The organism is Bradyrhizobium stylosanthis, assembly GCF_001641335.1.
Classification (GTDB): Bacteria; Pseudomonadota; Alphaproteobacteria; order Rhizobiales; family Xanthobacteraceae; genus Bradyrhizobium; species Bradyrhizobium stylosanthis.
In genome coordinates this window covers 1,736,467-1,748,722 of the sequence record NZ_LVEM01000001.1, presented here as the reverse complement: position 1 = coordinate 1,748,722, position 12,256 = coordinate 1,736,467, and the positions used below count along the sequence as shown (strand labels likewise).

At 67.4% G+C, this 12,256-nt stretch carries 12 protein-coding genes; 5 read left to right on the top strand and 7 right to left on the bottom strand.

Going from position 1 to position 12,256, the window contains the following annotated elements:
• Nucleotides 1-20 precede the first annotated feature (20 nt).
• Nucleotides 21-917 (top strand): DMT family transporter, encoded by an 897-nt coding sequence (locus tag A7X65_RS08450; RefSeq protein ID WP_063684875.1) that lies wholly within the window; start codon nt 21-23, stop codon nt 915-917.
• A 101-nt stretch (nt 918-1,018) separates the two neighbouring features.
• Here A7X65_RS08450 and A7X65_RS08445 read toward each other — a convergent pair whose 3' ends face one another.
• From A7X65_RS08445 to A7X65_RS08435, 3 genes are all read right to left on the bottom strand, one after another.
• A complete protein-coding gene (locus A7X65_RS08445; RefSeq protein ID WP_063683791.1) occupies nt 1,019-3,259 on the bottom strand; it encodes a CHASE3 domain-containing protein in 2,241 nt (746 codons plus the stop codon).
• A complete protein-coding gene (locus A7X65_RS08440) occupies nt 3,256-3,669 on the bottom strand; it encodes a response regulator (RefSeq protein ID WP_063683789.1) in 414 nt (137 codons plus the stop codon). Before A7X65_RS08440 ends, A7X65_RS08445 begins: the two co-directional genes overlap by 4 nt.
• Before the next feature lie 244 nt (nt 3,670-3,913).
• Nucleotides 3,914-4,540 (bottom strand): BA14K family protein, encoded by a 627-nt coding sequence (locus A7X65_RS08435; RefSeq protein WP_063684874.1) that lies wholly within the window; start codon nt 4,538-4,540, stop codon nt 3,914-3,916.
• A gap of 248 nt (nt 4,541-4,788) precedes the next feature.
• Between A7X65_RS08435 and A7X65_RS08430 the strand changes: the two genes are divergently transcribed.
• Nucleotides 4,789-5,196 carry an NADH:ubiquinone oxidoreductase subunit NDUFA12 gene (locus tag A7X65_RS08430; RefSeq protein WP_063683787.1) on the top strand — a complete coding sequence of 136 codons (408 nt, stop codon included), beginning with the start codon at nt 4,789-4,791 and terminating at the stop codon, nt 5,194-5,196.
• A gap of 475 nt (nt 5,197-5,671) precedes the next feature.
• Here A7X65_RS08430 and A7X65_RS08425 read toward each other — a convergent pair whose 3' ends face one another.
• Nucleotides 5,672-6,358, bottom strand: a complete 687-nt coding sequence (locus tag A7X65_RS08425) for a DJ-1/PfpI family protein (protein WP_063684873.1) — start codon at nt 6,356-6,358, stop codon at nt 5,672-5,674.
• A gap of 105 nt (nt 6,359-6,463) precedes the next feature.
• Here A7X65_RS08425 and A7X65_RS08420 point away from each other — a divergent pair, with 105 nt between their 5' ends.
• Nucleotides 6,464-7,402 carry a GlxA family transcriptional regulator gene (locus tag A7X65_RS08420; RefSeq protein ID WP_063683785.1) on the top strand — a complete coding sequence of 313 codons (939 nt, stop codon included), beginning with the start codon at nt 6,464-6,466 and terminating at the stop codon, nt 7,400-7,402.
• Nucleotides 7,403-7,437: 35 nt separating this feature from the next.
• Nucleotides 7,438-8,232, top strand: coding sequence for a methyltransferase domain-containing protein (locus A7X65_RS08415; RefSeq protein ID WP_063684872.1), 795 nt, complete (start codon nt 7,438-7,440; stop codon nt 8,230-8,232).
• A 7-nt stretch (nt 8,233-8,239) separates the two neighbouring features.
• Here the strand turns inward: A7X65_RS08415 and A7X65_RS08410 are convergent, their stop codons facing one another.
• Both A7X65_RS08410 and A7X65_RS08405 read right to left on the bottom strand, forming a co-directional pair.
• Complete coding sequence (locus A7X65_RS08410; protein ID WP_063683783.1) at nt 8,240-9,247, bottom strand: hypothetical protein; 1,008 nt, start codon at nt 9,245-9,247, stop codon at nt 8,240-8,242.
• Between the two features lie 110 nt (nt 9,248-9,357).
• Nucleotides 9,358-10,302 carry an alpha/beta hydrolase gene (locus tag A7X65_RS08405; protein WP_063683781.1) on the bottom strand — a complete coding sequence of 315 codons (945 nt, stop codon included), beginning with the start codon at nt 10,300-10,302 and terminating at the stop codon, nt 9,358-9,360.
• Nucleotides 10,303-10,510: 208 nt separating this feature from the next.
• Here A7X65_RS08405 and A7X65_RS08400 point away from each other — a divergent pair, with 208 nt between their 5' ends.
• Nucleotides 10,511-11,548: a DUF2155 domain-containing protein gene (locus tag A7X65_RS08400; RefSeq protein ID WP_063683779.1), complete on the top strand. Its 1,038-nt coding sequence runs from the start codon at nt 10,511-10,513 to the stop codon at nt 11,546-11,548.
• Nucleotides 11,549-11,555: 7 nt separating this feature from the next.
• On the opposite strand, the gene aat is transcribed toward A7X65_RS08400, so the two are convergent.
• Nucleotides 11,556-12,236 (bottom strand): leucyl/phenylalanyl-tRNA--protein transferase, encoded by a 681-nt coding sequence (gene aat, locus A7X65_RS08395; RefSeq protein ID WP_063683778.1) that lies wholly within the window; start codon nt 12,234-12,236, stop codon nt 11,556-11,558.
• Nucleotides 12,237-12,256 lie beyond the last annotated feature (20 nt).

Genomic DNA, 12,256 nt, shown 5'->3' with positions numbered 1-12,256 from the left:
TGATTTTGCCGGACACCCACATGCTTGATTCGACTCGGCCGGTGCAGCGATCGCGCATCGCCCCGGCCGGCCTGATGTTCCTTGCGATCACCTCGATCGGCTGGGGCTTCAACTGGCCCGTCACGAAATTCCTGCTCGCCGAGCTGCCGCCGCTGACCCTGCGCGGCGTCACCGGCGTGCTCGGGGCGTTGCTGCTGGCGGCGCTGGCGGTCATCCGCCGCCAGAGCCTGAAGGTCGATCCGGCGATCTGGCCGCGCCTTGTCACCGCCGCCATGCTCAACGTCACCGGCTGGATGGTGCTGATGGGGCTGGCGCTGCTCTGGCTGCCGGCGAGCGAGGCGGCGCTGATCGCCTACACCATGCCGGTCTGGGCCTCGATCATCGCCTGGCCGGTGCTGGGCGAGCGGCCGACCGTGCTGCGCACGCTGGGGCTGGTGATGGCCTTTGCCGGCCTCGCCTCGATCATGGGCGGCAACGGCATCGCCGCGAGCGCCGAGAAGCTGCCGGGAATCGTCATGGCGCTCGCCGGCGCGCTCGGCTTTGCCGTCGGCACGGTGTTCTCCAAGAAGTACCCGATCCATCTGCCGCCGATCACGGCCGCGGCCTGGCAGATCGGGATCGGCTGCCTGCCGATCTCGCTCATCGGCCTCCTGATCGAGACCACGCATCTGGACAAGGTGACGCCGGTCGGCTGGTGGCTGCTGGTCTATTCGACCGTGGTGCAGTTCTGCATCGCCTATGTCAGCTGGTTCGCAGCGCTGGCGCGCCTGCCGGCCTCCGTCGCCGCGATCGGCACCATGGCGGTGCCCGTCATCGGCGTGGTGGCTTCGGCGATCGCGCTCGGCGAGCCGCTCGGGGCAGGGCAAATCGCCGCGCTGGTGTTCACGCTGACCGCGGTGGTGCTGGCGACGCGATGAGGCGCGACAGCGCGTAGGATGGGTAGAGCGCAGCGAAACCCATCAATCCTGGCCGCGCGGCGAGACGATGGGTTTCGCTTCGCTCTACCCATCCTACGATCTCAGCCGCCCAGCGCCTTCCGGATCATCTCCGCGAGCTGGTTGCGCCGGTACGGCTTGGTCAGCAGCAGCACGCCGTCGTCGAGCTTGCCGTGGTGGACGATGGCGTTGTCGGTGTAGCCGGAGGTGTAGAGCACCTTCAGCCCGGGGCGGAGCGTCGCCACCTTGTCGGCGAGCTCGCGCCCGCTCATCCCGCCGGGGATGACGACGTCGGTGAACAGCAGGTCGAATTCCTGGCCGGCCTCGATCAGCTCCAGTGCAACCTTGCTGTCGGGCGCGGCGATGGTCTGGTAGCCGAGGCTCTGCAATTGCGCGGTGACGAAGCTGCGCACCAGCGGATCGTCCTCGACCACGAAAATGGTCTCGGCGCCGCCTTCGGCCTGCGGCGCTACGCTGGCCGCCACCTCGCTCGCGCCTTCGCCCGGCGGCAGGTAGAGCTTGATCGTGGTGCCGTGGCCTTCCTCGCTGTAGATCTTGATGTGGCCGCCGGACTGCTTGACGAAGCCATAGACCATGGAGAGGCCGAGGCCGGATCCCTTGCCGACCTCCTTGGTGGTGAAGAACGGCTCGAACGCCATCTGCTGGGTATCGGCCGACATGCCGGTACCGCTGTCGCTGACCGCCAGCATCACGTAGGCGCCGGGCCTCACGTCCGCGTTGGCCTGCGCATAGGCTTCATCGAGCACGACGCGATGGGTCTCCAGCAGCAGCTTGCCGCCGTTCGGCATGGCGTCGCGGGCGTTGATGGCCATGTTGAGCACGGCATTGGTGAGCCGGGACGGATCGATATGCGCCGTCATCGGCCCCTGTTGCAGCACAGTCTCGATCTGGATCTGCTCGCCGAGGGTGGGGCGCAGCAGCTTTGCGATGTCCGAGATCGCCGCGTTGATCTCGACGTCGCGCGGCTGCAGCGGCTGCCTGCGCGCAAAGGCGAGCAGATGCTGGATCAGCTCGGCGCAGCGCTCGGCGGCATCGTCGATCAGGCGCGCCACGCGCTGCAGCTCCGGCTGCTGCTTCAGCTCGGCCACAAGCGTTTCCGTGTTGCCTGAGATCACGGTCAGCATGTTGTTGAAGTCGTGCGCGACGCCGCCGGTCAGCTTGCCGATCGCGTCCAACTTCTGCGACTGGTGCAGCTGGCGTTCGGTTTCGCGCGAAGTGGTCGCGTCGTGATAGACCAGCACCGCACCCGAGATCCGGCCTTGCCCGTCCAGCATCGGCCGGCCGCTGATCATGAGATGACGGGGAGAATTGCCGCTGTGCGGGCGGACGATCATCTCGAGGTCTTCGAACTGGTCGCCGCGCAAGACTCGCACCGACGGCAGCTCGTCGGTCCGCAGCGGTGTCACGCCGTCGCCATGGAAGACATCCGACAGCGCGCGAAGATTGCGGAGGTTCATGCCGGCACGATGCAGCAGCATGCGCTCGGCGGCCGGATTGGACAGCAGGACGGTGCCTTCGGCGTCGATGACCAGCACCGCCTCCGCCATGCTGCGAAAGGTGCTCTGGAGCACGTTGATCGACAGGCGCAGCTCGTCATGGGCGGTCACCAGGTGCTCGGTGCCCTCGGCGACCGCGGCCTCGAGCTGCGCCTTGGCGGCCGTGGCCTCCATCAGCGTGCTCTTGAGCGCGGTCTGCGCGCGCTGGCTCTCGCGCATCACCATCACGAGCAGCAGCAGGATCACCAGCGCGCCGGCGACATCGATACCTAGCAGCACGATGCTGGTGCGGCGCGAATCCTGGGAGCGCGCGGCGAGCAGGCGTTCTTCCTCCTCGCTCAGGCGGTCGAGATTGCCCATCACCGTGTCCATCAGGCCGCGGCCCTCGGCCTTGCCCTGGAGTGCGGCGATGCCGGCCTCGTCGTTCGCGGCCCGCAGGCGCATCGCTTCGGCGGCGATCTCGACCCGGCGCAGCGCCAGCGACTCGGTGCCCTCCAGCAGCATCACCTGATCGGGATTGTCGCGCACGCCGCGCTTGAGGTCGGCGAGGGCCGGCGCGATCTGGGCGTGAGCCGCCTGGAATTCCTCGCTGAAGGCGGCGCTGCGATAGATCTCGTAGCCGCGCGCGGCGCTCTCGGCACGGCGCAGCAGGACACGCAGATCGGAGATCTTCTTCTGGACCTGGACGGTGTGGTTGATCCAGGCCGTGTCGGACCGCGACTTGACGTCGAGCCCGATCGAGGCGGCGGTGATGATCAGGAGGATTGCAAGTCCAGCACCGAGAATGACGCGCTGCGTGGGAATCAAGGGGCTTCTTTCTTGTCCTTCGGCAGTGCGGCCTCGCCGAGGCAGTCCCGGATCGCGGTCAGCAGCGCGTCCGGCGTGAATGGCTTGCGCAGGCAGCGCGTCGCGCCGAGCTCCAGCGCCATGCGCAGGAAATCGGGAGAGGGCGAGGCGGACGAGGCGAAGGCATAGCCGGACATCGCGATCAGCGGGATCGCCGGCGCGCGCTCGTGAAAGATGCGGATGGATTCGAAGCCGCGCATGTGCGGCATGAAGATGTCGACCAGCATCACGTCATAGGCTTGCGTTTCCAGTGCAGCCAATCCCGTTTCGCCGCCGTCAGCCAGCGTGACGTCGAAGCCCTGACGTTGGAGGAGGACCTCGATGGTCGCGCCGACCATCGGATCGTCATCTACCACGAGGATACGCGGCATGACATTTCCCAGTAGATCGAAGTCCCCGCATTGGTGATATCCGCGAATCGTGGGTCGGGTCAATTTTGGATTGGATCAGGGTAGATATGCACGGTGCGGTGAATTGGGGTCCGGTTACCTCAAATTGTACACAACGTTTGACGGCGACATGCCGATACACGCCAAACAGGTGACGGGTATGACACTCGCGAAAAAAAGGCGCCGCATCGCTGCGACGCCTTTTCCTGTGACGTGTCAGGTCGGCTTACGGGCAGGGATGGCGCTGGCCGTCATAGCCGAGATACGTGCCCGAGGCCGGGTCATAGGACCTGTAGCGCTGCGCGCAGTAGGCCGCGGAGTCGCCGCCGCCGTCCGGCACCACCGCCACTGACGGCTCATCATAGTAGCTGTCGCCGTAGTAGTAGGGGTCGTCATAGTAGTCGCCGCCGCCGTAATAGGCGTAGGAGCCGAGACCGCCGATCGCGGCGCCGGCCGCAAAGCCGGGCCAGAAGCCGCCACGGTGGCCGCGCCAGTGGCGACCGCTCCAATTGCCGCCACCGCCCTGCCAGTTGCCAGCCGTTGCGACGCTACGGGTCCCGCTGAAGGACGGGGAGAGGGCGGGACGGGCCACCGCGCCTGCGGCGAAACCGCCGCCGCTCGGACGGGCCACGGCACCTGCGGCAAAATTGCCGCCGCCGCCCCGGAACGCTGCGCCGCCGCCACCGAAATGCGCGCCGCCGCCGCCACCAAAGTGAGCGCCGCCACCGCCGCCGCCGAAATGCGCACCGCCGCCGCCACCACGGCCGCCATGGCCCTGGGCGAAGCTCGGTGTCGCCAACGGGAGAACCAGCGCCATCGCAGCCGCGGCACTCAAAACTTTCAGACTTTTCATGATCAAACTCCTTTTCCCGGAAGCCAACACGACGACGGCGTGGTGGTTCCTGGATCACGCCGGTTTGCGTTGCGTGATCGCACGGTCTCACCGGACCGCTGTACCCGGCATGAACGGATCACGTCCGATTTGCGGCGGGCAGGCCGCCTGCGGCCCTGCGTTTATGGAAGGCGCAGCCGGACCCCGGCGAACTGGACATTTTGCCGCCCGGATGGCATCAGGACCCCACGAAGCAGGGCCCTTGCCGCATGAAACAGTTCTTTCTGAAGTTCTTCACCTGGTGGAATGGCCAGACGTTTGGCACCCAGCTCTGGACCAAGCGCTATGGCGAGCTGGTCGGCCAGGACGAGCAGGGCAACCTCTATTATCGCACCCGCGGCGGTGCGATCGACCCGACACTCGGCTTCGAGCGGCGCTGGGTGGTCTATAACGGCTACGCCGAGGCGAGCCGCATCCCGCCGGCCTGGCACGGCTGGATCCACCACGTCGTCGACACCCCGCCGACCGAGACCAACTACCAGCCCCGCGAGTGGGAGAAGCCGCACCAGCCGAATCTCACCGGCACGGCCATGGCCTACCGGCCCTCGGGCTCGACGCTTGCCAGCGGCAAGCGTCCCAAGGCGACCGGCGACTACCAGCCCTGGACGCCCGGCTAGCCACCGTCCCTTCTTCGACTGGATGCATCCGCATCCGCTCACGCCGCTGTGGACAACGGGAACAGCGGGGATCGCGCTTGCGCGTCCGTTGCGCCGATCAGGGCGATGCGGCTCAATGATCGCATCTTACGGAGATGGGAAACCATCGCGTTCGGTTCGGGCAACAGTTCGCGACTGTCCCGAAATGCAGCGGCCGCCGATAAGGACTCGATCGGGAGATAGGCCCCCGGTCTGGAAGCTCCGAAATCGCCCGATGTGAATGTGCAGCCGCCGTAAGACAGGAAAGGCCGCTTGGGAAACCGAGCGGCCTTTTTCTGTTGTGGCGCGGAGTCTCGTGCCCCGGACGCAGCGCAGCGCTTCAGCGGTGCGCTGCAGAGCCGGGGCCCATGGTGCAGTGATCCGTGTAGCCTCCTGGGTCCCGGCTCTGCGGAGCGTCACCGCGTGCCGCACCGCGTCCGGGACACGGATGCGGGGATTACGCGACCCTCTCGGCCGCGCGTTTCACAGCTTCGAGCCGCCGGGCCTGATTCTGGGCGCCGCGCTCTCGCAGCAGCGCCAGCACCTCGGGGGACGCGGTGTCGGGCGAGCCGGAATTGAACGGCGGAGCGGGGTTGTATTCCATCTGGAGCTGGATCGCTTCGGCGGTGGTGCGGTCGCGCAGGATCGACACCAGCGTCAGCGCGAAGTCGATGCCTGCCGTGACGCCGCCGCCGGTGATGCGATTGCGATCGATACAGACGCGCGTCTTGGTCGGCGTCGCGCCGAACTGGGTGAGCATCTCCATCGCGCTCCAATGGGTGGCGGCGCGATAACCTCTGAGCAGGCCGGCGGCACCCAGCGCCAGCGATCCCGTGCAGACCGAGGTGACATATTGCGCGCCTTCGGCCTGCCGCCGCAGGAAGCCGAGCACTTCCTCGTCATTGAGCAGGTCGTTGGTGCCGCCGCCACCGGGCACGCAGATCACGTCGAGCTGCGGGCAATCGGCAAAGGTCGTGGTCGGCGTCAGCGTGAGCACGGAATCGCTCGGCACAGGTTCGATCCGCTTCCAGATCAGGTGCAGCTGGGCGCCGGGAAGCATGGCGAATACCTGCAGGGGGCCGGTGAAGTCGAGCTGGGTGACGCGCGGGAACACCAAGAGACCGATCTGGAGCGGTGCCGACATGAGAACCTCCAATGAAGAGCTTGACGCCGGCAAACTGGCATGATGCCCTGCTGTCCAAAATGGCGTAATTCCCTCACTTTCGGACATCTCAAAAGGACCTGGCCCATGATCGGCATCCTGATCTTCCCGGATTTCCAGTTGCTCGATGCGTCCGGCCCGATCTCGGTGTTCGAGGTCGCCGCGCGCTGTGCCGGCAAGCCGCTTGCGCTGCGGGTGCTGGCGCTGAATGCGGGACCCGTGCGCAGCTCGTCGGGCGTCGAGATGATGGCGCGAGATTTCAAGTCGGCGAATGCGATCACGACGCTGGTCATCGCGGGCGGCGCAGGCGTGACCGACGCCGCGCGCTGCGAGGCAACGCGCGCCTTCGTGCAGCGGCTGGCAAAGCGCGGCGTGCGCGTCGCGAGCGTCTGCTCCGGCGCGTATGTGCTGGCCGAAGCGGGCCTGCTCGACGGCCGCCGCGCCACCACGCATTGGGGGCGCACGCGTGATTTCGTCGCGCGCTATCCCAGGGTCAAGTTCGAGCCGGACCAGATTTTTACCCGCGACGGCAATGTGTGGACCTCGGCCGGTATCACCGCTGGCATCGACCTCGCGCTCGCAATGGTCACCGAGGATCACGGCGAGGAGATCGCGCAAGAGGCCGCGCGCCATCTCGTGCTGTATCATCGCCGCAGCGGCGGCCAGTCGCAATTCTCCTCGCTGCTGGAGCTGAAGACGCCGAACGGCCGCTTCGGCGCGCTGCTGTCCTGGGCGCGCGAAAATCTCGACGCGCCGCTCACGGTGGAGGACCTCGCCGATCGCGCCGGCATGAGCGCGCGGCACTTCGCCCGCGCCTTTGCCGCCGAGACCGGCACGACGCCCTCCAAGGCGATCGAGCGGCTCCGACTGGAGGTCGCGCGCGAGCGCGTGCAGTCCTCGCGCGAGGCGATCGAGCTCGTTGCTGAAACGACCGGATTCCGCGACCCCGAGCGGATGCGGCGCGCCTTCATTCGCGCCTACGGTCAGCCGCCACAGGCGCTGCGGCGCGCGGCGCGGGCGGGGTAGGGCATCTCAGTTGCCATGCGACCATGGAGGCGGCGATGAGCGGATGGGATTACAGCGATGAGAACGCCAAGCGGCTGCAGCGGCTCTATCTCACGGGCGACGTGAAGGCCCAACGTGCGGAGACGATCCGGCAGCTCGACCTGTCCGCCGGCGAGCGCGTTCTCGATATCGGATGCGGACCGGGCTATCTCTGCGAAAGCATGGCCGAGCTCGTCGGGCCGGATGGAGCTGTCGTCGGTATCGATGTGTCGACCGACCTGATCGCTTTCTGCAACCGGCAGAAGGCTCATGCGTGGATTTCCTATGCCATCGGCAACGCGACGGAGTTGGGCCCGAGCGATGCATCGTTCGACGCAGTCGTGTGCACCCAGGTCGCCGAGTACATCCCAGATGTCGACCGTGTCCTCAGTGAGGCATTTCGTGTCCTCAAACCGGGCGGCCGGACAATCTTCGTTGCGACGGATTGGGACGGCGTGGTCTGGCATTCCGATAACCGGGCGCGCATGGCCGCCGTCATGACAGCATGGGAGGCGCATTGCGCCCATCCGCGCCTGCCCAGATCGATGGCCTCCAGATTGATCAGGTGCGGATTTCATCTGGACGGCGCATCCGTCTTTCCGATCCTGAATTTGCGCTACGATGACGAGGGCTACAGCAAGGGACTGGCGCAGGGGATCCGAGATTTCCTCAGCCGCACCGGCGGCATCCCAGCCGACGATCTCCGGGAGTGGCACGGCGAGTTCGAGCGTCTAACCGCGGCGGGGCAATATTTCTTCAGCACCAGCCGCTACATCTTCAGGGCGTCGAAACCTGCCGGTGCGAAGGCATGAGAGCGCCCTAGTTCGTGCTGCCCGCCGCCGTCGCGGCAGACGTGTCGCCGCGCGCCCTTAGCCGCCGTGCGATCGGCGTCAGCATGTAGGGCGCAAGGTGGATCGGAAACTGCGTCATCGCGAAATAGAGCCAGGTGGTAGGCGGCAGCACGCCGGCGGTTGCCGCCAGCATCAGGCCGAGATTGCGCTGTGACACCATCAGCCCAAGCGCCAGCGCGCGCTCATAGCCGATGCGGCGGAACAGCAGCGTGGTGATGGCGAGCAGCGCGAAATAGATCGCGAAGGACAGGGCCGCGAGGCTGATGGTGAACACCGGCTGGGCCAGGAGGTCGCTGACGACGTCGCCCATGATCGCCGCAGCGAAGGCGAAGAGGATGATGATGTTGAGGCCGTCGATCGGCGCCTTGTGACGCTGGATCGCCGCCGCGCCGAAGATCCATCGGATGGCGGTCGCGGCCAGCAGCGATGCTGCGAGAATGCCGAGCAGCTTCAGGCCCAGCGTCAGCGGCGTGATGCTGAGCATGTCGCCAAGGAAGAGACCCGCGAACAGCGAGGCCGTGAAGGGTACCAGCGCGGTCGAGGTCACCAGCGTGATCAGCACGAGCGTGGCATCGAGCCCCATCAGCGCGGCGAGGGCCGGCGAGGCCATCATCGGTGAGGCCATGCTCTGGAGCATCAGGGCGAGCGAAAGCCCGGGCGCGCGTGTCGTCAGGCCCGTTGCGTGCGCGATCAGCCCGACGATCAGCGGCACGCCGATCGTCGTCCAGGCCGTCGCGGTCGCGACCAGCGCCGGCCGTCGCAGATGGCTGTAGAGCGCGGCCAGATCGACCCGCATGAAGGAGATGCAGAGCAGGCAGAGGATCGCCTCGGTGAGATAGGGACGCAGCAATGCGCCGAGCGGCGGCACGGCGGCCGCGACGAACACGATAGCGGCCACTCCGCGCGTACCCTGGCTGCCGAGCCAGGTGAGAGCGCGCAGTGGGAGGGCGAAGGCGGTGTTGAGGAAGGACGGCATCTCGATCTAGCGTCAGTGAAGGTCCGTAGCCCGGATGAGCGCAGCGATATCCGGGACGAATGTTTGCGGATGGCGAGAGCGGTCCCGCAGTTCGCTATCGCTCATGCGGGCTACAGGGTCCTCAACCACGCGCCGATCTCGTTCACTGCGACATTGGCCTGTGGCAGCAGCTTGCCCATGGTGAAAAAGCCGTGGAACTGGCCGGGGAAGTGCTTGTAGGCCACGGGCACGCCGGCCTGTTTCAGGCGCGCGGCATATTCGTCGCCTTCGTCGCGCAGCGGATCGGCGCCGGCTGTCAGCACGTAGGCGGGCGGCAGGCCGGCAAGATCTTGCGCGCGCGCCGGCGAGGCGCGCCAGTCGTGGATGTCGGTGGTGCCATTGAGATAGTGATCGCGGAACCAGCGGATCACCGAATGCGTCAGCAGCACACTGGTCTCGGGCTCGCGGTGCGAGCCGTGCGTCATGGCGAAATCGGTCGCGGGATAGATCAGCACCTGGCCGGCGATCGCCGGGCCGCCGGTGTCACGCGCAGCGAGTGCCACGACGGCGGCGAGATTGCCGCCGGCGCTGTCGCCGCCGATCGACAGGCGCGACGCGTCGATGCCGAGCTTGCGTGCGTTCTCGGCGATCCATTGGGTTGCGGCGACCGCGTCATCGGCGGCGGCAGGAAACTTGTGCTCGGGGCCGAGGCGGTAATCGACCGAGATCACGACCAGGGCGCCTGCGTCGGCGAGCTGGCGGCAGACGACATCGTGGGAGTCGAGATCGCCGATGACCCAGCCGCCGCCATGGAAGAACACCAAAGCGGGCGACAGACCGTCGTGCTGGCGCGGCTGCTTCGGCACGTAGATGCGCGCGGGGATCGTCCCGTGCGGGGCCGGGATCGCGAGCGGGGCGACCCGGGCAAGCTCGGGCGGCTCGGGATTGGTGGCAAAGCGTGCCTGCGCGTAATAGGCGCGCGCCTCCGGGGCCGTCAGGGTCTCGTAAGCGGGCCGGCCGGCCTCCTGGAACGCCTTGTAGACAGCGGCGGCGTCGGGATCGAGCACAACGGGCATCGGGGCGACCTCTGGGGCTTCGGGTTCTGGCTGGACGTCGATTTCGGAGGGCGAAGGCCCGCCTCAGGCCCCGGGGAGGGGCGTCCGACTATCCCATCCGCGAACCGGTCTGGCCAGCCGGCGCCGGGAAGGGCAGGGATGCCGCCCTTCCCCCGCCGTATTCGGCGTGTTAACCGGAGGACCTGCGAGCGGCGGTATCCCCTGTAGAATGTCCAACAAGCCCGATTCGCTGTTGAAGCCGCGCGAGATGTTCAAAACCATTACCCTGACAGGCCTTGCGGCGCTGCTGGCCGCCACCGCGCTGACGGTTGCGACGCCCGCTCAGGCGCAGATCGGCACGATCTTCTCCGATCCGCCGCCGCGGCCGCCGGGCAGCATTCCGCGCGGCCAGCCGCAGCCGCAGGTACCCGACGACGACGAAGAGGTCCCCGAGCTGCCGCCGCAGGGCCGCGTCCTGCCGTCGCGCCCGATGCCGCCGCCGACCGGACGCCAGGGCAATGCCTTGCCCGGGCCGGTGGAGACCCAGCCTTTGGCGCCGCCGCCGGGCTCGCCCGTCGCCCCGCCGAACCAGCCGCCGCCCGTCGCCGTCGCGCCGCCAGGTGCCGCCCAGCCGGGCGCGCCCGGTCAGCGCCAGCCCGGTCAGAAGGGCGCACCCGGTGGTCCTGTACCGCAGACGCCGGCAAGCCTGCAGCCGGGCGACGAGGTCGTGACCGAGCCGCCGGCCCAGAAGATCGTCAACAAGAAGGCGACCTTCTCCGGCCTCGACAAGATCACCGGGCGCATCATCAATTTCGACGAGGAGATCGGCGAGACCGTCCAGTTCGGTGCGCTCCGCGTCAAGACCGACGCCTGCTACACGCGGCCTGCGACGGAGGCCGCCAACACCGACGCTTTCGTCGAGGTCGACGAGATCACCTTGCAGGGCGAAGTGAAGCGGATCTTCTCGGGCTGGATGTATGCCGCAAGCCCCGGCCTGCATGGCGTCGAGCATCCGATCTACGACATCTGGCTGACCGACTGCAAAGAGCCGCAGCAGACCGTTGCGACCGCGGCACCGGATCCCGCGACCAAGCCCGCGCCTCCGCCGCCGCCCGCAGCACAGAAGAAGGCCGCCCCTAAGCAGGTGCAGCAGCGTCCGCCGCAGCCATTGCCGCCGATGCAGCAGCCGCAAGCCGCGCCGCCACCGCCTCCGCCGCCGGAGCAGCGGCCGGGTCTGTTCGGTATTCCCGGGTTCGGCAGCCGGTAAAGCTGGATTATTGCCGTGAGGCGATGATCTCGAGCGCGCGCGCGCCCGGGATCTCGTCGCCGGGCGAGAGCCTGAGGAATTCGCCGGGATCGCCGGCGAGCGCCTTGTCGAGCAGCGCGGTGTAACGCCGCCGCGATATCTCCACCGCGCCAAAGCTTTTCAGATGCTCGGTGACGTATTGCGTGTCGAGCAGCTCGAAGCCGCCATGAATCAGCCGCGCGACCAGATGTACCAGCGCGACCTTGGAGGCATCGCGCGCGGTGTGAAACATGCTCTCGCCGAAGAAGGCGCGCCCGAGACTGACGCCGTAGAGCCCGCCGACGAGGTCGTCGCCCTGCCAGGCTTCGACACTGTGGCAATGGCCGAGCTCGAACAGGCCGCCATAGAGGTCGCGGATGCGCTTGTTGATCCAGGTGTCCTCGCGTCCTTCCTGCGGCGCGGCGCAGCCGGCGATCGTGGCCTTGAAGGCGGTGTTGACGGTGACGCGGAACGCATCCGAGCGCACGGTGCGTGCAAGCCGCGAGGCGACGCGAAAGCCGTCGAGCGGGATGACGCCGCGCAGCTCCGGCTCGACCCAGAACAGGGTCGGATCGTCGGCGCTCTCGGCCATCGGAAAGATGCCGCAGGCATAGGCGCGCAGCAGCACGGCCGGCGTGATCTCAGACGAAGCGGAATCGCGCGAAGTCATGGCTTGCGACAATAGCAGGA

Coding starts and splice junctions, on each gene's coding strand:
- A7X65_RS08420 (WP_063683785.1), top strand. CDS start 6,464: ATGATCGGCATCCTGATCTTCCCGGATTTCCAGTTGCTCGATGCGTCC.
- A7X65_RS08400 (WP_063683779.1), top strand. CDS start 10,511: ATGTCCAACAAGCCCGATTCGCTGTTGAAGCCGCGCGAGATGTTCAAA.
- A7X65_RS08405 (WP_063683781.1), bottom strand. CDS start 10,302: ATGCCCGTTGTGCTCGATCCCGACGCCGCCGCTGTCTACAAGGCGTTC.
- A7X65_RS08450 (WP_063684875.1), top strand. CDS start 21: ATGCTTGATTCGACTCGGCCGGTGCAGCGATCGCGCATCGCCCCGGCC.
- A7X65_RS08410 (WP_063683783.1), bottom strand. CDS start 9,247: ATGCCGTCCTTCCTCAACACCGCCTTCGCCCTCCCACTGCGCGCTCTC.
- aat (WP_063683778.1), bottom strand. CDS start 12,236: ATGACTTCGCGCGATTCCGCTTCGTCTGAGATCACGCCGGCCGTGCTG.
- A7X65_RS08415 (WP_063684872.1), top strand. CDS start 7,438: ATGAGCGGATGGGATTACAGCGATGAGAACGCCAAGCGGCTGCAGCGG.
- A7X65_RS08425 (WP_063684873.1), bottom strand. CDS start 6,358: ATGTCGGCACCGCTCCAGATCGGTCTCTTGGTGTTCCCGCGCGTCACC.
- A7X65_RS08435 (WP_063684874.1), bottom strand. CDS start 4,540: ATGAAAAGTCTGAAAGTTTTGAGTGCCGCGGCTGCGATGGCGCTGGTT.
- A7X65_RS08440 (WP_063683789.1), bottom strand. CDS start 3,669: ATGCCGCGTATCCTCGTGGTAGATGACGATCCGATGGTCGGCGCGACC.
- A7X65_RS08430 (WP_063683787.1), top strand. CDS start 4,789: ATGAAACAGTTCTTTCTGAAGTTCTTCACCTGGTGGAATGGCCAGACG.